The sequence below is a fragment of the Arthrobacter sp. R4-81 genome, assembly GCF_054792365.1.
In genome coordinates, this window is the sequence record NZ_CP096445.1 from 1,418,589 (window position 1) to 1,436,136 (window position 17,548).

The window sequence follows — 17,548 nt, forward strand, 5'->3', positions numbered from 1 at the left end:
AGTTCGAGGTTTCTCATGGCTCGGATCAACCGGTAACTTCGACGACGGTGACGCCGTCTGGGTCTACCTCGCCCAAAGTGTAGCCATCAGCCAGCGAGACATATTCGACGAAAGTACCGATGATGCCCCGGCATGGTTCTCGGCATTCAAGGCCAGAGGAGTTGTCGGTAGATCTGTTGCGGAATGTGTAAGGGAGCCCGGGCGTGCCGAATTTCCACCCAACCACTCTGAAAGCGGCGAACGTCTTCAATCCATAGATGGCGTTAGTTCCGGTTCCGGTAACGGAATTGAAGATGGGTAACAACAGAATGACGTCTTTGCTTGCGTTCATGTCCGCCGCCCAGGAGTTCAGCGTGACCTCGCAATTCGGCGGCGGATTGTTGCCGGTATCTCCGCCAGCGGTGCTGGCTGTTATGTCGATTATGGCTCCGCAGATGCCGGTACCTTGCTTGAGACCGCCGAAGCCCCCTTGAACTGCCGCGCCGGATGGCCCATAAAGGCAGTCCGGATTGGCATTGTCCCCGTGGAGCTGGAGTAGTTGCATCACACCGGCTTGACCGCGGACCTGGCAGATGGAAACAGTAATCGGGAACGGAGTAGGACCTTTCACCGGGCTGCCCCACTGGACGCTGGATGTAGCGTTGACCTCGGCACTGGAAATACCGAGGGCGTTGGCAAAGAACAGTGACACCCTGTTTGGTTCCTCGCCCTGTTCCTGTGCGCTGGCCATCACCTTGACGGTGCGGTTCGGAAGGTCGAGCGCGAGGGATCTTACGTTGCTTCTGCCATCAAGAGCGTTGCCGTTGACCATGGTCGTTGCAAGGGCCGAGGTTGTAGCGCAGTTCGGATCGGACGCGTTCCTGGCGCATCTCTGTGCCACCACCAGGGCGGCGGCGTCGGCGCCGTTCTGAAGCTGTGCCTTTTCGGAATAGAGCATTCCGACGTCCACTGCGATTGCACCGAATCCCAAGAGCACCACCATGAGGAGGGCCACAATAATGCTGATGCCGCCGCGTTCTTTGCCTTGGCGTAACTTCAGCCGCCGCATTGCATAACTCCTCTGCCTCTCATGGCGAAAGGTCCTGCGATTCCTGTCAGCGTGGTGAGATTGTATGTGACCGTCACCGTCATTTGCGTGTTAGCGGGGCAGGTTGCAGCACTGAAGGTGATTTGTGAGTCGACAAGGCCTGGGGTGAGGCCGACGGCAGCATTCCGTGCCGCTGTCCTCGCCGATGCCTGGTTGCCGGAGATTGCCATGACCCGGACGCCTTCCCGGGCGGCATTGGTCAGGGTGGCCTGAGTGTTATAGGCGCGGCCGAACTCCATGATGCCCATCAGGATCATGATGAGGACGGGTGCCAGGATGGCGAACTCGACAGCGACGGCGCCGCGCTCGGAGGCCCTGGACATGGTGTCGCCTTTCATCTATTGGTAGCTCTGGCTAAGGCGCCGAAGGGGTGGTGGAGGGTATCGCCTCCACCACCCCTTCCGTTGCTTGCGGCTACGTGCAGCGAGCAGCGAAGGTGGTTCCGCCTGCAGGGTTGTACGTGTCACCTTGAATGGTGCACTGAACCTGTTCGAACATCTCATTCAACGTGGTGCCGAGGAGAGCAACGGCGACGATGATCACGACGGCGATGAGGCCTACCATGATGCCGTATTCGACGGCAGTGGCGCCTTTGTCTTCGCGATGAAGACGGGCAAGAAGACTGGTGTAGAGAGAAAGCATTTGAGACTCCTGAGCGAGTATGGGGAGGCTGGTCCTGCACCAGCTCTGAAAAAACATAGCAACGCTTGACGGGGTGTTGACGGGAACTTGCAACATCCTGTGCTAAGGCTTCCCAATCGGCCCTTTTTCCTGCACAAATCCTGCGCAACCTGCGTTTTCGCTTGGCTTAGCTCGAGATGGGTCCTTGTCTCGGAGCGTTCCGGTTTTCGCGCTGGCACGACTTTGATCGCACGCAAGAGGACCCCCCGCGGTCTGGGTTCCGCGGGAGGTCCGGTCTGTGAGTGGGTCACCTGACTGAGCAGGGTTTCCATCTGGTGATCTCGTTTAGGGTATTCCCAGTACGAGCTTGAGGTGTGCCGTCAATTCGTCGTACCAACCCAGCAGTTCGAGGCCAAAGAAAGTGATCCCGACGATGACTATCATCACGATGAATGACATTAGCAGGCTGTACTCCGTGGCGGTGGTGCCGTGCTCGTCGAGAAGCAATTGCAGCCACCTCTGCCTGGGTTGGATCTTTTCTCTTCTTCTCGCCATCAAGACACCTTGGCGAACATTTCCATGATGTTCAGCACGGTTGGACCGAGCACCACTATGAAGAGGGAAGGAAGGATAAAGAAGATCAGTGGAAAAAGCATCTTCACGGGCATTTTCATCGCGTGTTCTTCTGCCCGCTGCTTCCTTTTGATGCGCATATCCTGGGCCTGAGCCTTCAGGACGCCGGCGATGGCAACGCCATAGGCATCTGCTTGGACCACTGCCCGAATGAAGCTGCGGACATCAGGGACGTCGACTCTTTCGGCCATCGCGAGGTAAGCGTCTTTTCGCGAGCGGCCAACCTGGATGTCCTGAAGCGTTCGGATCAGTTCATCAGCCAAGGGACCTGTCCCGTTAGACCCCGCCCGCGCCATTGCCATTTCAAAGCCAAGCCCAGCCTGGACGGAGATCAGCATCTGGTCCAAGGCATTGGGCAGGTCTAGCCGGATGGCCTCCCTACGCTTTTGGGCCTTGCTGCGGAGGAGAATGTCGGGGACAAAATAGCAAAGTGCGGTAACGCCTACCAGGATCAGGAAGTTAGGTGCAGACGGTGAACTGAAGAAAACTATCAAGCCGAGGCCAGCCCCAAAGAGCGCTAGAAACGGCTTGATCATGATTAGTCGAGCCAGCGGCCATTCCTTGGGCCTGCCGGCTCCTGCCAACTGCGTGTCCAGCCATCCGGCATATCCTTTGGGAGTAATCCGCTGGCTCAACTCACCCATTCTTTCGTTGACGCTAAAGCCCGTGCTCTTATCCTTCACTTTCTTGCCGAGGTTGGTCTGTATGTTGCGGAGACCGGCACGGTCCCCCGCAAAGACGAGGAACGTCATGATCGTCACCGGAGCCACGACGGCCAAAATTCCGGCATAGGCGATTACTTGCATGGAGTTCACCTGCTTTCTAGAATTTCGGCTTGATGAGTCGCTTAAGCCACAATCCACCCACGGTAAGGGTGACGATGGCGGCTGCAATCATGACGTAGCCAGGGAGGGTGCTGAAAAATGTTCGCGCATACATTGGATTCGTGAGGGTCAGGGCGAGGAACATGACAACTGGCAACGCCATCAAGACCATCGCGGACATACGTCCCTCCGCACTCAGGGCTCGAATCTGGCCACGTACCTGATTACGGTCCCGGACTGTATCTCCGAGATGATCGAGGACCTCAGCGAGGTCACCGCCCACTTCCCTGTGGATTTCGATTGCTTGGGCTATGGCCGAAAAGTCATCACTCTGGGTTCGGCCGGCAACTTCCGCCAACGATTCCCCCAAGTCCCTGCCGATTCTGGTCTCATTTACAATTCGGCTCAATTCTTCGGACATGGGAGGCTGACTCTCTTGCGCAGCCGCGTCCACCGCTCTCAGAAGGCTGTGCCCTGCACGGAGGCCACCTGCCAGCATCTGGAGCGTATCGGGAACGTTCTCGTCGAACTGCCTGCGACGTCGAGCCGCCAGCATGTTGAGTATTAGATGAAAGCTGAGCGGTGATGCCAGCGAAAGCAATATGGCGGGAACCAATCCACCCAAGAGGAACCCGAAAACTCCCGCCAGGAGTGTGGCGACTCCAGCTATCAAGAGATAGTCGCCTGGATCCTTTTTCAACCCACAATCGTCTAGTCGATCCCGGCTAAGGAAGCCATTACGACGCTGATTAACACCCCGATTCAAGGCACCAACGGCCTGGTCAGTCAGGCGTGTCAGTCCCGAGGTTTGCATCACGGCATCAGGGCGGCGGCGGGAGAGCGGAACCCCGGACCGGGACTTAAGAACTACCCAGCCCAGAAGAAAGAGAGCGAAATAGACCATAAACAGCCCGATCACAAACACTGTAGGCGAGGCATCCATTAACATGGCTACCGTCCCCTGCCCATAGACGTGCCTGGCACTGCGGCGCCAAAGACAGCCGGGGAGATCGGAATTCCCAACTCGGCAAATCTGTCAGTAAAGCGAGGGCGGACACCTGTGGGGACGGGTTTGCCCAGGAAGCGACCGTTAACGTCAACCCCAGCTGAGTAGTCGAAAACGAATGCATCCTGGAGGGTGACGACGTCGCCTTCCATGCCTTGGACCTCGGTAATGTGCGTGACACGGCGGGTACCATCGCGGAGCCTTGAAATGTGCACGATCAGGTTGACGGCGGACGCCACTTGCTCGCGGACCGCCCGAAGCGGGATGTCCATACCCGCCATTAGCACGAGTGTTTCCAGCCTAGCGATGGCGTCCCTAGGCGTATTGGCGTGGACAGTTGAGATGGACCCGTCATGGCCGGTGTTCATAGCTTGCAGCATGTCAAGGCATTCACCGCCGCGGACCTCGCCAACGACTATTCGATCAGGCCGCATGCGTAGCGAGTTCCTCACTAGGTCTCTGATGGATACTTCGCCTTTACCCTCGATGTTCTGAGGACGGCTCTCCAGGCGAACGACATGATCCTGCTGGAGCTGAAGTTCCACCGCGTCCTCGATGGTGACGATCCTGTCGTCCGCCGGAATGAACGAGGACAGAACGTTAAGGAGCGTGGTCTTGCCGGTGCCTGTGCCTCCCGACACAATGATGTTCATCCGTGCAAGGACGCAGGCCTGGAGGAGTTCAGCCATCTCAGGGGAGAGGCTGCCCAGTGCAATCAGGTTGTGCACTGTCAGTGGATCTCTGCCGAATTTACGGATGGTGAGCGCAGGGCCATTGACGGCGAGAGGAGGAATGATGGCATTGACACGGGACCCATCCGCGAGCCGTGCATCAACCAAGGGGGAGGATTCATCAATACGGCGTCCCACCTTGGATACGATGCGCTCGATGACTCTTCGCAGGGCTTCATCTGAACTGAACTTTGTATCAGTTAGAAAGAGGCGCCCTTGGCGTTCCACATAGACCCGATCGAAACGGTTAACCATTACCTCGGTAATGGAAGGATCGTCCAGGAAACGTTGGATCGGGCCATGCCCTAAAACGTCATCGATAATCTCTCGGATTAGCCGTTGTCGCTCGGCACCTGAGAGAGGCACTTGTTCTTCATCAACAACGATTTTCAGTTCATCGCGCACGTACTGATGAAGTTCGGCCTCTTCCAACGAGGAATCGGTTATCCGGGAACCCAGTCGCTCATAAAGTGCCTGGCTGGCTCTTTCCTTGAGGGCGTGGAGTGCCTCACTGGCCACCGCCGCCGTTTGTGGCATGTCCAACGTCACCACAGCACTCGCGGCGGCTTCAGCCGTCTTTGCGTCGTGAATCTTGCCGAGAGTGGTTGGTGCCACCGGTGATTGGAAAGCACCCGCGTAGGGATTCTCCTGCTTCGGCTCCGGATTGGGCTTGGGCTCACCCCGGAGCTGCTGAAACCTGTCTGTGAGGCTCACTGGACTACCGCCCTTCTATGCAGCTGCTTATGGGTTCTGGCTTCCCAATCTGGTTTGAAACGTTCTACGAGTTTCCTTAGGCCCTTGGTTGCTGGGTCGCGACTATTGTCCTGGAGAAGGGGAACCCCTTTGTTGGTTGAATAGGGGAGGGACTTCGATCGGGGTAGGACCACGTCAACAGGTGCATTGATTGTTGCCTCGACGTCCTGGAGTGTAAGTCCTCCACGACGGTCTGCCATATTGAGGACAACGTGGCGTCGTGCCGGCAAGAGATTCAGTTCGTTCAGAATTTGGAATCCGGTGCGGAGGCCTCGAATGCTGGGAATGTCCATGCCGCAGATCCATACGGCGTCCGTGGCGTGCTCGAGCGTTGCCAGGACGTGTTCTCCCAGACCTGGGGCCGTGTCAACGATAATGTACTGGAACTCATCCGCGAGCTGGGCGAGTAGCCGCGAGACGTGTTCGCCCGTGATCCTGTCCATTTCGACCGGATTTCGGGGAGCACAGAGCGCGTAAATACCAGCAGGATGGACCGTGAGGTATGTCTTGAGGACCATGGAATCTTGGCTTGCTGCTCCCACAACCGCGTCGGTAATGGTGTGCTCGGGCTCAAGCATGAGTCCGCTTGCGACGTCGCCAAACTGCAGATCGAGGTCCACTATGACAACGCTCATAGGGGCCGTCTTTCCCAGGCCAATGGCGAGGTTCGTGGCCACAGTGGTTTTGCCCACGCCGCCCTTCGGCGACATCACGGCAATGACACGGCCGCCCTCTCCGTGGTCTGCATGTTCGGAGGTCCCTGGGGCGAGTCCACGGCGACGGCCGGCGGCGGCAAGACTGGCCCTTTCCAGCATGATCCGGATAATGTCTGGATCGGCATTGGGATCCAGTAGATCACGGACGCCGGACCGCATGGCCTTAATTACGACCTCGGACGATTCCGGTACTACTAGTACCACGCTGATCTCGGGATACTGAAGGTCCATAATCGATGCGAGCTTTAGAGACTCTTCCACAGGCAGCCCCGGGCCTAGTATCAGCACCTCGGGAGGTTCTCCCACGAGCTGCCGGAGGAAATCTTGGGGACCTTCGGGCAGGTAGTCCGCCTGGAAGGTTTGGAGGGAACCGTGCATTCCTGACGTGGCCAGCCGCGCACGGTGCTCAAAATCATTATTCGGTGTGATCAGTACGAAGCGGCTCATCGGAACAGCCTTGTCTTGTCTACAATGCCTGTGGTGCTCTCCACTGCGTTACCGGGTTCCTTTGATAAGTACACTTTGCCGAACTCAGTGGCAAAGACGATCCGTTCGGCATCCGCAGAGTTGCGGGCCAACGTGATCAGATAAGTGCCGTCGCTGGAAGTTTCCTTTTTGGCTGACGTCGTTTCACCGGCGGCCTTCTCCCCGTCCTCAGGGTTGGACTGTGACTTAGCGGCGCTGCCATTGCTGTACTGTGCGGCAGTGACGAGGACCTTGTGGAAGGTCAGCTGTGTTCCTTCGGTGGTGGATACAGTTTCACCGGTGGCAGCGTTTTTGGTTGCATCCTGAAGGGACACAAAAACACCGACGGTGTCGCCGGCTTTGACGCTTCCCCCCACAACGCGCTCGATGGGCAGTTTGAGAGTGATCTCTTGCAACCCCTCAGGAACCTGGACTCTTGACGGTCCAACGAGAGAATTGGCGTCCACCATTCGCGTCGAGAGCAACTGCTCGCCTGGCTGGAGCGAGACTGCGGTGACTTTGTCGCCAAGTTCGTTTAGGTCAGTCACGGTAGCTGAAGCCAAAGCCAGTTTGGGAATTTCTTTCTTTACGACAGAATTTGTGAGCATGTCCACGGTGGTTCCGGCCGCTATGGGCTTTTCGACTATGTAAACCAATTCTGTTTCAGTGTTGGCGAGGGCCCGTCTGTCCGCATTCTGTACGTATGAGACCAATAACACTGTGCCAATTATTGCCACGAGTAATGCGGCGATGCCTCCCAGTAGGCGTGTTTTCACTTTTTCCCCTTATGAATGGATCAAAACTTATTCCTATTTGATGGCCATCTAATCGATGAGCCTGATGTCAACTGTTCCCAAGTCGGCCCCTGTTCCGGTACCTCCCACAAAGGATTCAATAGACTCGAATTTGATGAACTGCCCGATTATTCCGAGGCAGCTACCCGTGCAGTGGTCAGCTGTATCGTCGGATGCACTGTTGGCGAAAGCCCGAGGTTCTTTCTCCCCGCCGCCGAATTTCCACCCTTGGATATCGAACGTCGCATAACCGAGGATGTGGTACCAACCCTTCGTCCCGGTTTTTCCTGCATTGTCGTAGACAGGAAAGGTGGCCAAGGCCTGGCCTCCGGCGTTGATCTCGTCAATCCAGGCTTGTAGGATCGGGTCGCAGTCGTCCGAAAATGATGCGTAGTCAGCGCCCGTGTCAGAAGAAGCTATATCGTCTGCGTCGGTTGCGGCATCACATGGACCGTCCTGATCGAGCCAACCGAAGCCTCCGGGAATGGAGTTTCCTGTGCTTGACGTGCAGTCGGCCATCGCCGGCTTGTACCGAATAAGCTGAACTTCACCGGTCTCCACACCCTCTGAGAGGTCGTACTGACAGTCGGAAAGAGCGAGTGGAAATCCTGAACCCCCTGACGGTGGCGACACAATCGCTGTGGCGTAAGCACCCACAGTGACGGGTGGAGCATCCAACGCACTTGCAAACATTTGGCGGAGTGACCCGCTGGTTCCCTCCTGTGTGGTCGTTCGAACAGTGACTTGGTTCGGTACGGAGGTGATGTCCACGTCCACGAGATTAGAACTGGAGTCGTTGGCATTGGCATCAAGCAAAGACTGCGCGATTTCGTCCGCTTCATCTTCGCTGCACTCAGTCTCATGGCAGGCTTGCGCGATGGCCAGGGCTGCGGCGTCTGCTCCGTTCTGCAATTGAGCGCGTTCTGAATAGATCTGTCCGACGTCGACGGCCATAGCGCCCGCGCCGATAAGCACAAACATCATGACTGCCACGGTCACGCCGGCCGCGCCGCGTTCTTTGTCAGTTGTTTTCGACTTCGTTAACCGCCACATCGCATGGCTCCTACTCCGGTTAAGGTGACAGCACTTCCGAATAAGCCAGTCAAAGTGTCCGCCGTGTAGGACACGCTCACAGTCACGTTTTCGTCTTCAGCGCATTCTTCCGGCGTAAAGTCATAAACGAATGTGTCGGTGTCCAGGCCAGGGGCGCCATCTGCGGCGGCTAGTTGCGCCTCGTCTTGGCTGTCAGTGATTGCCATCGTTCGCGCAGCTTCGCGGGCGGCCTGGGTGACGGAGATTTGCAAGTTATAGGCATGTGCGAATTCAACGATGCCCCCCACCAAGGCCAATAGAATTGGCGCAACTAGCGCAAACTCCACGGCTACGGCGCCCCGAGAACGCACGTTTTTACGGGCAATGCTGCGTTTCAATGGATCCCCCCATGGACGGATGCAGCTGAACATTTGAGTTGATAGACCAAATTGCGTTGTGCCGCGTCCGCGTTGAGCGGACGCGGCACAACGATGTTGTTTGCTGATTATGCTGCGGGAGCGGCTGGCTCGACGGCCCAGGTTCCGATCTCGTCTCCGAGGTCGCTGAACCACGTGCTGAGGGCCTCGCCGAAGACGATCGCGCCTGCCATGATGGCGAATGCAACGAAGGCGATCAGCAGCGAATATTCAGTTGCCGTCGCGCCCTTTTCATTGGAGAGACGATCCTTGACGCCGGCAACGAATGCAACAAATGAGACCATAAGAGAAGTCATTTTAATATCCTTTTCAAGAGATTGAATTACATTGAATTGGTTTACGGAATTCCAGCTGCCCCCATTTCCCAGACGTCTGGAGTTCCGTTGGGACAACAATTGCATGGCGCAAACACGGGGAACAATGAGTGGCTGTACTCGTCTTTTTCCAATGAAATTCAGGGCAGCACTTAGCCAGGAATTGGGTGTACTCAGTTTCTCGAGGGGTCCCTGACTGCCGACTACTTGGTTTACTAAGTAGCCTTACCAATCAAGGCGAAGCAGGGTGCTTGCTAACCGTCAGATCGGCAGCAGAATCACGGCGAGAGCGGCCGCGAACATGGATGGCCCAAAAGCCACTTCTGCAGGCTTTTCTCCGCGTGCTGCCCGTACCAGGACGGCCGTGACCACTCCGCCGGCCACGAATCCGAGGGCCCCGCCGTAGAACACCTGCGACCAACCCAAGTAGCCAAGGTACAAACCGAGTGGTGCGGCAAGTTTCACGTCGCCCATTCCAATGCCGCGAGGCGAGATTATCGCCAAAATCAGGTAAACGGTGAAGAGGATGGCCGCCGCAACCACCCCTCGAAGCAGCGCATTCCAGGAGGGGGAGGCAGCTGCTGCGGCCGCAAGCAATGCGGCGCCGGCCATGAGAAGCGCTAACACCAGCCGATTAGGTAAAAGGTGATGGCGAATATCAATTAAGGCAAGCTGAACGGCAAGAATTACCAGCACCAAATAGGCAGCAAGTGCCCATGATTGGCCAAACCGTAATGCCATGGCAGCCGCAAGGGCCCCGGTGAGCGCCGCCGTCGTGATTCTGAAGCGGACGGAAGTGTCCACGCTCAGCCGTGGAATGGCTCTCCGGACACCGACGTCAGCCAGCAACCCCAGGCCGGCGCCGAGCAGACCAATGACCAGGACGAACAACGGCATGCTGGCCTCACCGGTGGGATACATGGACACATTGCTCCTTATAAGGCAGGTCATATATTCGGGACTGTCGTTCGGGTCTGATGCTTGGCCGGCAGGAATATGGAGAGCAGATGCCCTGTCCGGTTACCCCATTTTGACCCGGACGGCCCTGCCACGGTATATTTGACAGTCGTTGTGCGTGTCCTATCTCGATGATGCGTGCCCGCTTGAGAATCCGGTTGCAGGATAACTACTCAACGAGCACATTCGGGACTTCAGGATGACTGGTTACATAGAGCCCTCACCTCTGTTCCGGTAGCGCATAGATAGTAGGTGCACACGCTTGAGTGACACCTAAAAAAGAACGCCAGAATAAGAACGAGGCAAAAACCGTGCGTACGTACACCCCGAAGCCCGGCGATATCAACCGCCAGTGGCACGTCATTGACGCCACAGACGTTGTCCTTGGTCGTCTCGCGAGCCAGACCGCAATCCTGCTGCGCGGCAAGCACAAGGCCACCTTTGCATCCCACATGGACATGGGCGACTTCGTCATCATCATCAACGCTGAGAAGGTTGCCCTCACCGGCGCCAAGCTGGAGCAGAAGCGGGCATACCGCCACTCCGGTTACCCGGGCGGCCTGACTTCCGTCAACTATGCGGAACTCCTGGAATCAAACCCGGTCCGCGCCGTTGAGAAGGCCATCAAGGGCATGCTCCCCAAGAACTCCCTCGCTGCCCAGCAGCTGGGCAAGCTGAAGGTGTACCGCGGTGCTGAGCACCCCCACGCCGCCCAGCAGCCCAAGACTTTCGAAATCACCCAGGTCGCCCAGTAGTCCTGGCCACCAAACAACTTATCTATACAAGGAGAACCGTGGCTCAGAACGAAGAGACCACCGAAGCCGTTGAGGCTGAGGAAACCCTGACCAGCTACACCTCGGAAAGCGGAGCGGCTGCAGAAGCTGCTGCACCGAAGAAGGAGCGCCCGGCCCTGACCGTTGCCGGCGCAGCTGTCGGCCGCCGCAAGGAAGCCGTTGCACGCGTTCGCGTTGTGCCGGGCTCCGGCAAGTGGATCATCAACGGCCGCGAGCTGGCCAACTACTTCCCGAACAAGCTGCACCAGCAGGACGTCAACGAGCCCTTCAAGATCCTTGATCTTGACGGCGCCTACGACGTCTTCGCCCGCATTCACGGCGGCGGCATTTCCGGCCAGGCCGGTGCGCTGCGTCTCGGCATCGCCCGTTCACTGAACGAGATCGACGTCGAGAACAACCGCGCCATCCTGAAGAAGGCCGGCTACCTCTCACGCGACGCACGCGTCATCGAGCGTAAGAAGGCAGGCCTCAAGAAGGCCCGTAAGGCTCAGCAGTACTCCAAGCGCTAAAAATGCGCTTTCCCAATACGTGGCCGCTGGCGCGACCGCATATTGGGGCCCGCAGCGCTTTTTAGCGCTCGGCTCCACAAGCGCTAAGTCCGCTTCCCGGAAGCCCGTCCTGTTCGCAGGGCGGGCTTTCGGCGTTAATGGTCATTACATCGCTGGGCCGGCGGCTGCGCTGCGAACCGGGTTGTAGTGAACCGGGGCTTTGGGTCGGAGCCAGCGGACCGTCGTCTAAACTTGACCCGATGTCTAGATTATTTGGAACAGATGGTGTCCGTGGCCTGGCGAACGGCCTGCTTACAGCCGAGCTGGCACTGCAGCTGGCCCAAGCTGCCGCCGTCGTGCTGGGTCACGACCGCAATACCAACGGCAGCCGCCCCCGCGCCGTCGTGGCCCGGGACCCTCGAGCCAGCGGTGAGTTCATCGCAGCGGCTGTGGAAGCCGGGCTGTCGAGTTCTGGAATCGACGTCTACGACGCAGGGGTACTGCCAACACCTGCCGCCGCTTACCTGGTGGCGGACCTGAAAGCTGACTTTGGCGTGATGATCTCCGCCTCCCACAACCCTGCCCCGGATAACGGCATCAAGTTCTTCGCCCGGGGCGGCCAGAAGCTCCCTGACGACGTTGAAGACGCCATCGAGGCCGAGATGGGCAATGAGGCCCGTCGGCCCGTCGGCAGCGACGTGGGACGCATCCAGCGGTTCTCTGACGCGGAGGACCGCTACATCGTGCACCTCCTGGGCACCCTCCCGCATCGTTTGAACGGACTGAAGGTGGTTCTGGACTGCGCCCATGGTGCTGCCAGCGGATGTTCCCCGCAGGTCTTCAAGGATGCCGGCGCCGACGTCGTGGTGATCGGTGCCGAGCCCGACGGCCTGAACATCAACGACGGTGTCGGTTCAACCCACCTCGGTCCCCTCAAAGAGGCTGTGCTGCGGCATGGAGCTGATCTGGGCATCGCCCATGACGGCGACGCTGACCGCTGCCTGGCCGTTGACCATGAGGGCAACGAGGTGGATGGCGACCAGATTATGGCCATCCTGGCAGTTGCGCTCAAAACCTCCGGAAAGCTGAAGGACAACGTCCTGGTGGCAACCGTGATGAGCAATCTGGGCCTCAAAATCGCCCTCACCAAAGCCGGCATCAGCATCCGTGAAACAGCTGTAGGGGACCGTTACGTCCTGGAGGAAATGCGCGACGGCGGGTTCAACCTTGGCGGCGAGCAGTCCGGACACGTGATCTTTGCGGATCACGCGACAACGGGCGACGGCGTCCTCACCGGCCTGCAGATTGCAGCACAGGTGGCTTTGACCGGGCGGCCATTGAAGGAACTTGCCACGGTGATGACCAAGCTCCCGCAGGTCCTCATCAACGTCAAGGGTGTGGATCGTAGCCGGGTCAAGGGAGATGACGTAGTGGCAGCCGCCGTGGCGCAGGCTGAAGCCGAGCTCGGAGACACCGGACGCGTGCTGCTGCGCCCCTCTGGCACCGAACCTGTTGTGCGGGTCATGGTCGAAGCTGGAGAACAGGCTATAGCTCAGCGGATCGCTGACAGGCTTGCCGCCGTGGTCCAGAAGGAGCTCGCGCTGGAGCTTGTCACCGAAAAGCGCTCCTGACCGTATGGCTATCAGGGCGGTCCTAGAGGTAACCCGGCGCCGCTTCGAGCCCGAAGTATTCCTCGAGGGTGGCGATTCCGCGCTTCGCCATGTCGGTGGCCGCCTCGATACCGATGTAACGCAGATGCCAGGATTCGTAGTAGTAACCCGTGATCTCGTGGAACATCCAGGGATAGCGGACCACAAACCCAAAGCGGTGTGCCTGCGCCTTGGCCCAGACAGCGGCCGGCTGCTCGGCGAAGCACGGCTGGAATCCGCACGCCCCGCCGCCGTCACCAATGTCAAAAGCCCAACCAGTCTGGTGTTCGGAGTACCCGGGACGCGCCGACGCCGTATCAGCCTGCGCCTGCCCCTGTGAGCTCACATAGCTGCCATACGTCGCCACCTGGGTGGCATAGGACCGGTAGCCCGAAGCCAGAGTGATGGTAACTCCCTCCGCAGCAGCCGCAGCGAACAGCTGCTCAGCGGCAGCCGCCGTCGTGCTGTTAAGCAGGGATGCCTCCCCGCTGACTGCCAGCGGAACGTTCGGCTGTACCAGATCCGAGGGCGCGTATTGGGGCGAGGTGAGGGGCCGGTGTTTGTTGACCACAAGCCAGGGGCTTGCGGGGTCAGTGAGGGAGTGCTGCTGCGCCAGGGCGGCGGCAGGCGAGACGGGCGATGGAACGGGCGACGGCGGCGCGGCTGCAGACGCTGCCGCCGAGGCTGTGTCAGTGGCAATCGGAGTTGCAGTGGTGGTCGGAGTAGGCGAGGGGGATCCTGTTGCCGGGCCTGCCTGTGAAACCGCTGGGGAGCTGAGAGACGCTTCCGTGGTCGCCGGCGTGCAGGCGGCAAGGGCGGTGAGGCCTGCCCCGGTGGCCAGGAGCCGGGTGAAGACACGCCGGCTCGGCAGCGCAGCGGCCCCGGCAGTTGAGGGTCCCGCAACGGGGAGCCCGGCAGGGAACGACGCGCAGTCGCGGCACATGCCTGCTAGACCTTCCTCAACAGCATGCGCCGGATGGAATGGTCTGCGTCTTTGGTGAGGACCAGCTGGGCCCTGCCTCGGGTGGGCAGCACGTTCTCTTCAAGGTTGGGCTCGTTGATGCGCTTCCAGATATCCCGGGCAGTCCGCTCAGCCTCCTCGTCAGAGAGCGTGGCGTACCGATGGAAATAGGATTCGGGCTGCGCGAAGGCAGTGCTGCGGAGCTTCCGGAAACGGTCCACATACCATTCTTCAATGTAGGACGTCTTCGCGTCGACATAGATTGAGAAATCGAAGAAATCGCTCAGGGCGAGGCCCTGCCTGCCATCGTGACGCGGCCGGGCAGGCGCCAGGACGTTCAGGCCCTCAACGATCAGCACATCGGGACGGCGGACCACCACTTCCTTGCCCGGCACGATGTCATAGGTCACGTGCGAGTACCAGGGCGCCCGGACCTCCTCCGCGCCGCTCTTGATTTCACTGACGAAGCGCAGAAGCGCCCGGCGGTCGTAGGACTCCGGGAAGCCCTTCCTGTCCAGCAGTTGGCGGCGCTTGAGCTCGGCGAGCGGGTAGAGGAAGCCGTCAGTGGTGATGAGCTCCACGTTCGGGGTTCCCGGCCAGCGGCGGAGCATCTCCCGCAAAACCCTGGCGATGGTCGATTTGCCCACAGCGACAGAACCGGCCACGCCGATGACGAACGGTGTGCGCTGGGTAGTGTCACCCAGGAAGGTGGTGGTGGCCGCGTGGAGTTGCCCGGCTGCTTCCACATAAAGGTGCAGGAGCCGGGACAGGGGGAGGTAGACCTCGCGTACTTCCTCGATGTCCAGGGGATCACCAAGACCGCGGAGACGAAGCACATCCTCTTCGTTAAGAGGCTGCTCCATCTGGGCTGAGAGCCGGGACCAGGTTTGCCGGTCCAGCTCCACGAACGGGGAGACACCCTCACCGTTCGATTCATTGCGTTGCAAAGTCACCCTAGAGATTCTGCCCTTGTTGCCCACGAGAGCGAAATGGGAAGAACGCGCAAACCCGCTAGGCTTGTCACCATGTGTGGAATTGTGGGTTACGTAGGCCGTTCTTCGAACGGGGAGCATGTTGGACACAATGCGCTGGACGTGGTCATGGAAGGACTGCGCCGCCTGGAGTACCGGGGATACGACTCAGCAGGGGTCGCAGTCCTGGCAGACGGGGAAATTTCCTTCCGGAAGAAGTCGGGCAAGCTGAGCAACCTGGTCACTGAGCTGGAGGAGCACCCCCTGCCCGAATCCTTGACTGGAATCGGGCACACGCGCTGGGCCACCCATGGCGGACCCACTGACAAGAACGCGCACCCGCACCTGGCAGACGGCGGCAAACTCGCCCTGATCCACAATGGCATCATCGAAAACTTCGCCGAGCTGAAGCTCGAGCTCCTCCGCAAGGGCGTCACCTTCCTCTCCGAAACCGATACTGAAGTGGCGGCTGCGCTTCTCGCTGACATCTTCAGGACCAAGCTCAACGGCGACGTTTCCGACGGCGGGCTCACCAAGGCCATGCAGCTTGCCTGCCAGCGTCTGGAAGGCGCCTTCACCCTGCTTGCCGTGCACAGTGACCAGCCCGACGTCGTCGTAGCCGCCCGCCGCAATTCACCGCTGGTAGTTGGCCTGGGCGACGGCGAAAACTTCCTCGGCTCCGACGTCTCCGGCTTTATTGACTACACGCGCCGGGCCGTGGAACTTGGCCAGGACCAGATCGTCACCATCACCGCAGACACCGTTGAGATCACGGACTTCTTCGGAGCCCCCGCACAGGGCAAGGAATACCATGTCGACTGGGACCCCGAATCCGCTGAAAAGGGCGGTTTCTCGTCCTTCATGGAGAAGGAAATCCACGATCAGCCGGACGCCGTCGGGCAGACCCTTTTGGGACGTTCCGACATCCACGGCAAGCTCAGCCTTGACGAGCTCCGCGTCGACGTCGAAATCCTGAAGGACATCGACAAGATTATTGTCCTGGCTTGCGGAACCTCCTTCTACGCGGGGCAGGTGGCCAAGTACGCCTTTGAACACTGGTGCCGGATCGCCACCGAAGTTGAGCTCTCGCATGAGTTCCGGTACCGCGATCCGATCGTGGACGGGAACACACTGGTCGTCTCCATCTCCCAGTCGGGAGAGACCATGGACACCCTTATGGCTGTCCGCTACGCGAAGGAACAGGGCGCAAAGACCCTCTCCATCTGTAACACCAACGGCTCCACCATTCCCCGTGAATCCGACGCCGTCCTGTACACCCACGCGGGTCCTGAAATCGCCGTCGCCTCCACCAAGGCATTCCTGGCCCAGATCACGGCCGCTTACCTGCTTGGCCTGTACCTGGCTCAGCTGCGCGGCAACATCTTCCAGGGCCAGATCAAGGACATCCTTGCGGATCTGGGCAAGATCCCCGCCAAGATCCAGCGCATCCTGGAAAACGAGGAGCAGATCAAGGAACTGGGCCGCTCCATGGCCGACGCCAAGTCCGTGCTGTTCCTGGGCCGCCACGTCGGTTTCCCGGTCGCCATGGAAGGCGCCTTGAAGCTCAAGGAACTGGCCTACATCCACGCTGAAGGTTTTGCCGCCGGCGAGCTCAAGCACGGCCCGATCGCGTTGATTGAGGAAGGCCAGCCGGTGTTTGTGGTGGTTCCGTCGCCTCGGGGACGCGATTCGTTGCACTCCAAGGTGGTTTCCAACATCCAGGAAGTCCGTGCCCGTGGTGCCAAGACCATCGTCATCGCCGAAGAAGGGGACGAGGCCGTCAAGGCCTACGCTGAGCACGTGTTCTACATCCCGGAGGCGCCTACCCTCCTCGCGCCGCTCCTGGCCACTGTTCCGCTGCAGATCTTCGCCCTCGAACTTGCCCAGGCCAAGGGCTACGACGTCGATCAGCCGCGCAACCTGGCCAAGAGCGTCACGGTAGAGTGACGCCATGATTGTTGGCATTGGGGTAGACGTAGTAGATATCGAGCGCTTTGGCCGCCAACTTGAGCGGACGCCGGGGCTGCGGGACAGGCTGTTCGTCCCGGCTGAACGGGAACTCAACACCAGGTCCCTTGCTGCCAGGTTCGCAGCGAAGGAGGCCGTGGCCAAGGTCCTCGGCGCTCCCGCGGGCATGAACTGGCAGGACTGCTGGATCGGACTCGACCAGCACGGCCCCACCATCCAGGTGAAGGGAACGGTTCTGGCTGTGGCAGAAAACAAGGGCGTCAAGCGCTGGCACGTCTCCATGAGCCACGACGGCGGCATCGCCACGGCCACCGTTATCGCCGAGGGCTAGGCTGTTCCCGCCACGA

20 protein-coding genes are annotated in these 17,548 nt (G+C 59.4%); 5 read left to right on the forward strand and 15 right to left on the reverse strand.

The window, feature by feature from the left end; all coding sequences use genetic code 11:
* Positions 1-25 precede the first annotated feature (25 nt).
* From M1E05_RS06725 to M1E05_RS06785, 13 genes are all read right to left on the reverse strand, one after another.
* Positions 26-1,048: a pilus assembly protein TadG-related protein gene (locus M1E05_RS06725; RefSeq protein WP_461164810.1), complete on the reverse strand. Its 1,023-nt coding sequence runs from the start codon at positions 1,046-1,048 to the stop codon at positions 26-28.
* Positions 1,036-1,410, reverse strand: a complete 375-nt coding sequence (locus M1E05_RS06730) for a TadE/TadG family type IV pilus assembly protein (RefSeq protein ID WP_458111587.1) — start codon at positions 1,408-1,410, stop codon at positions 1,036-1,038. Before M1E05_RS06730 ends, M1E05_RS06725 begins: the two co-directional genes overlap by 13 nt.
* A gap of 91 nt (positions 1,411-1,501) precedes the next feature.
* Positions 1,502-1,729, reverse strand: coding sequence for a Flp family type IVb pilin (locus M1E05_RS06735; RefSeq protein WP_458111586.1), 228 nt, complete (start codon positions 1,727-1,729; stop codon positions 1,502-1,504).
* Positions 1,730-2,053: 324 nt separating this feature from the next.
* Complete coding sequence (locus tag M1E05_RS06740; RefSeq protein ID WP_461164811.1) at positions 2,054-2,263, reverse strand: Flp family type IVb pilin; 210 nt, start codon at positions 2,261-2,263, stop codon at positions 2,054-2,056.
* The gene (locus tag M1E05_RS06745; RefSeq protein WP_461164812.1) at positions 2,263-3,147 is read right to left on the reverse strand and encodes a type II secretion system F family protein; all 885 of its coding nucleotides are present in this window, start codon (positions 3,145-3,147) and stop codon (positions 2,263-2,265) included. The genes M1E05_RS06740 and M1E05_RS06745 overlap by 1 nt, the downstream gene beginning before the upstream one ends.
* A gap of 16 nt (positions 3,148-3,163) precedes the next feature.
* Positions 3,164-3,865, reverse strand: coding sequence for a type II secretion system F family protein (locus tag M1E05_RS06750; RefSeq protein WP_461164813.1), 702 nt, complete (start codon positions 3,863-3,865; stop codon positions 3,164-3,166).
* 251 nt (positions 3,866-4,116) lie between these two features.
* Positions 4,117-5,454 carry a CpaF family protein gene (locus M1E05_RS06755; RefSeq protein WP_461165200.1) on the reverse strand — a complete coding sequence of 446 codons (1,338 nt, stop codon included), beginning with the start codon at positions 5,452-5,454 and terminating at the stop codon, positions 4,117-4,119.
* A gap of 158 nt (positions 5,455-5,612) precedes the next feature.
* On the reverse strand, positions 5,613-6,818 hold the full coding sequence (locus M1E05_RS06760) for an AAA family ATPase (RefSeq protein WP_461164814.1): 1,206 nt from the start codon (positions 6,816-6,818) through the stop codon (positions 5,613-5,615).
* Positions 6,815-7,612, reverse strand: a complete 798-nt coding sequence (cpaB, locus tag M1E05_RS06765; protein ID WP_461164815.1) for a Flp pilus assembly protein CpaB — start codon at positions 7,610-7,612, stop codon at positions 6,815-6,817. The genes M1E05_RS06760 and cpaB overlap by 4 nt, the downstream gene beginning before the upstream one ends.
* Positions 7,613-7,660: 48 nt before the next feature.
* On the reverse strand, positions 7,661-8,683 hold the full coding sequence (locus M1E05_RS06770) for a pilus assembly protein TadG-related protein (protein ID WP_461164816.1): 1,023 nt from the start codon (positions 8,681-8,683) through the stop codon (positions 7,661-7,663).
* The gene (locus M1E05_RS06775) at positions 8,671-9,060 is read right to left on the reverse strand and encodes a TadE/TadG family type IV pilus assembly protein (RefSeq protein ID WP_461164817.1); all 390 of its coding nucleotides are present in this window, start codon (positions 9,058-9,060) and stop codon (positions 8,671-8,673) included. Before M1E05_RS06775 ends, M1E05_RS06770 begins: the two co-directional genes overlap by 13 nt.
* 107 nt (positions 9,061-9,167) lie before the next feature.
* A complete protein-coding gene (locus M1E05_RS06780) occupies positions 9,168-9,395 on the reverse strand; it encodes a Flp family type IVb pilin (protein WP_461164818.1) in 228 nt (75 codons plus the stop codon).
* A gap of 279 nt (positions 9,396-9,674) precedes the next feature.
* Positions 9,675-10,334, reverse strand: a complete 660-nt coding sequence (locus M1E05_RS06785; RefSeq protein WP_461165201.1) for a prepilin peptidase — start codon at positions 10,332-10,334, stop codon at positions 9,675-9,677.
* A gap of 347 nt (positions 10,335-10,681) precedes the next feature.
* On the opposite strand from M1E05_RS06785, the gene rplM reads away from it, so the two are divergent.
* The 3 genes from rplM to glmM all read left to right on the forward strand — a co-directional run bounded on the left by rplM (position 10,682) and on the right by glmM (position 13,283).
* Complete coding sequence (gene rplM / locus M1E05_RS06790; RefSeq protein ID WP_015937805.1) at positions 10,682-11,125, forward strand: 50S ribosomal protein L13; 444 nt, start codon at positions 10,682-10,684, stop codon at positions 11,123-11,125.
* A gap of 38 nt (positions 11,126-11,163) precedes the next feature.
* A complete protein-coding gene (gene rpsI / locus M1E05_RS06795; protein WP_309108168.1) occupies positions 11,164-11,673 on the forward strand; it encodes a 30S ribosomal protein S9 in 510 nt (169 codons plus the stop codon).
* A gap of 239 nt (positions 11,674-11,912) precedes the next feature.
* Positions 11,913-13,283 (forward strand): phosphoglucosamine mutase, encoded by a 1,371-nt coding sequence (gene glmM / locus M1E05_RS06800; RefSeq protein ID WP_458111576.1) that lies wholly within the window; start codon positions 11,913-11,915, stop codon positions 13,281-13,283.
* Between the two features lie 22 nt (positions 13,284-13,305).
* Here glmM and M1E05_RS06805 read toward each other — a convergent pair whose 3' ends face one another.
* Entirely contained in the window at positions 13,306-14,244 is a 939-nt protein-coding gene (locus tag M1E05_RS06805) for a M15 family metallopeptidase (protein ID WP_461164819.1), read from the reverse strand.
* A 5-nt stretch (positions 14,245-14,249) separates the two neighbouring features.
* Positions 14,250-15,215 (reverse strand): type I pantothenate kinase, encoded by a 966-nt coding sequence (coaA, locus tag M1E05_RS06810; RefSeq protein WP_458111574.1) that lies wholly within the window; start codon positions 15,213-15,215, stop codon positions 14,250-14,252.
* A 72-nt stretch (positions 15,216-15,287) separates the two neighbouring features.
* Between coaA and glmS the strand changes: the two genes are divergently transcribed.
* Together glmS and M1E05_RS06820 are read left to right on the forward strand one after the other, a co-directional pair.
* Positions 15,288-17,180, forward strand: a complete 1,893-nt coding sequence (gene glmS, locus M1E05_RS06815) for a glutamine--fructose-6-phosphate transaminase (isomerizing) (RefSeq protein WP_458111573.1) — start codon at positions 15,288-15,290, stop codon at positions 17,178-17,180.
* Between the two features lie 4 nt (positions 17,181-17,184).
* Complete coding sequence (locus M1E05_RS06820) at positions 17,185-17,532, forward strand: holo-ACP synthase (protein ID WP_247046454.1); 348 nt, start codon at positions 17,185-17,187, stop codon at positions 17,530-17,532.
* Positions 17,533-17,548: the final 16 nt, after the last annotated feature.

Excerpts from the sequence above, each read along its gene's own strand:
- M1E05_RS06725 (WP_461164810.1), bottom strand. The coding sequence starts at position 1,048 with ATGCGGCGGCTGAAGTTACGCCAAGGCAAAGAACGCGGCGGCATCAGC.
- M1E05_RS06730 (WP_458111587.1), bottom strand. The coding sequence starts at position 1,410 with ATGTCCAGGGCCTCCGAGCGCGGCGCCGTCGCTGTCGAGTTCGCCATC.
- M1E05_RS06735 (WP_458111586.1), bottom strand. The coding sequence starts at position 1,729 with ATGCTTTCTCTCTACACCAGTCTTCTTGCCCGTCTTCATCGCGAAGAC.
- M1E05_RS06740 (WP_461164811.1), bottom strand. The coding sequence starts at position 2,263 with ATGGCGAGAAGAAGAGAAAAGATCCAACCCAGGCAGAGGTGGCTGCAA.
- M1E05_RS06745 (WP_461164812.1), bottom strand. The coding sequence starts at position 3,147 with ATGCAAGTAATCGCCTATGCCGGAATTTTGGCCGTCGTGGCTCCGGTG.
- M1E05_RS06760 (WP_461164814.1), bottom strand. The coding sequence starts at position 6,818 with ATGAGCCGCTTCGTACTGATCACACCGAATAATGATTTTGAGCACCGT.
- M1E05_RS06770 (WP_461164816.1), bottom strand. The coding sequence starts at position 8,683 with ATGTGGCGGTTAACGAAGTCGAAAACAACTGACAAAGAACGCGGCGCG.
- M1E05_RS06780 (WP_461164818.1), bottom strand. The coding sequence starts at position 9,395 with ATGACTTCTCTTATGGTCTCATTTGTTGCATTCGTTGCCGGCGTCAAG.
- M1E05_RS06785 (WP_461165201.1), bottom strand. The coding sequence starts at position 10,334 with ATGTATCCCACCGGTGAGGCCAGCATGCCGTTGTTCGTCCTGGTCATT.
- glmM (WP_458111576.1), top strand. The coding sequence starts at position 11,913 with ATGTCTAGATTATTTGGAACAGATGGTGTCCGTGGCCTGGCGAACGGC.
- M1E05_RS06805 (WP_461164819.1), bottom strand. The coding sequence starts at position 14,244 with ATGTGCCGCGACTGCGCGTCGTTCCCTGCCGGGCTCCCCGTTGCGGGA.
- glmS (WP_458111573.1), top strand. The coding sequence starts at position 15,288 with ATGTGTGGAATTGTGGGTTACGTAGGCCGTTCTTCGAACGGGGAGCAT.
- M1E05_RS06820 (WP_247046454.1), top strand. The coding sequence starts at position 17,185 with ATGATTGTTGGCATTGGGGTAGACGTAGTAGATATCGAGCGCTTTGGC.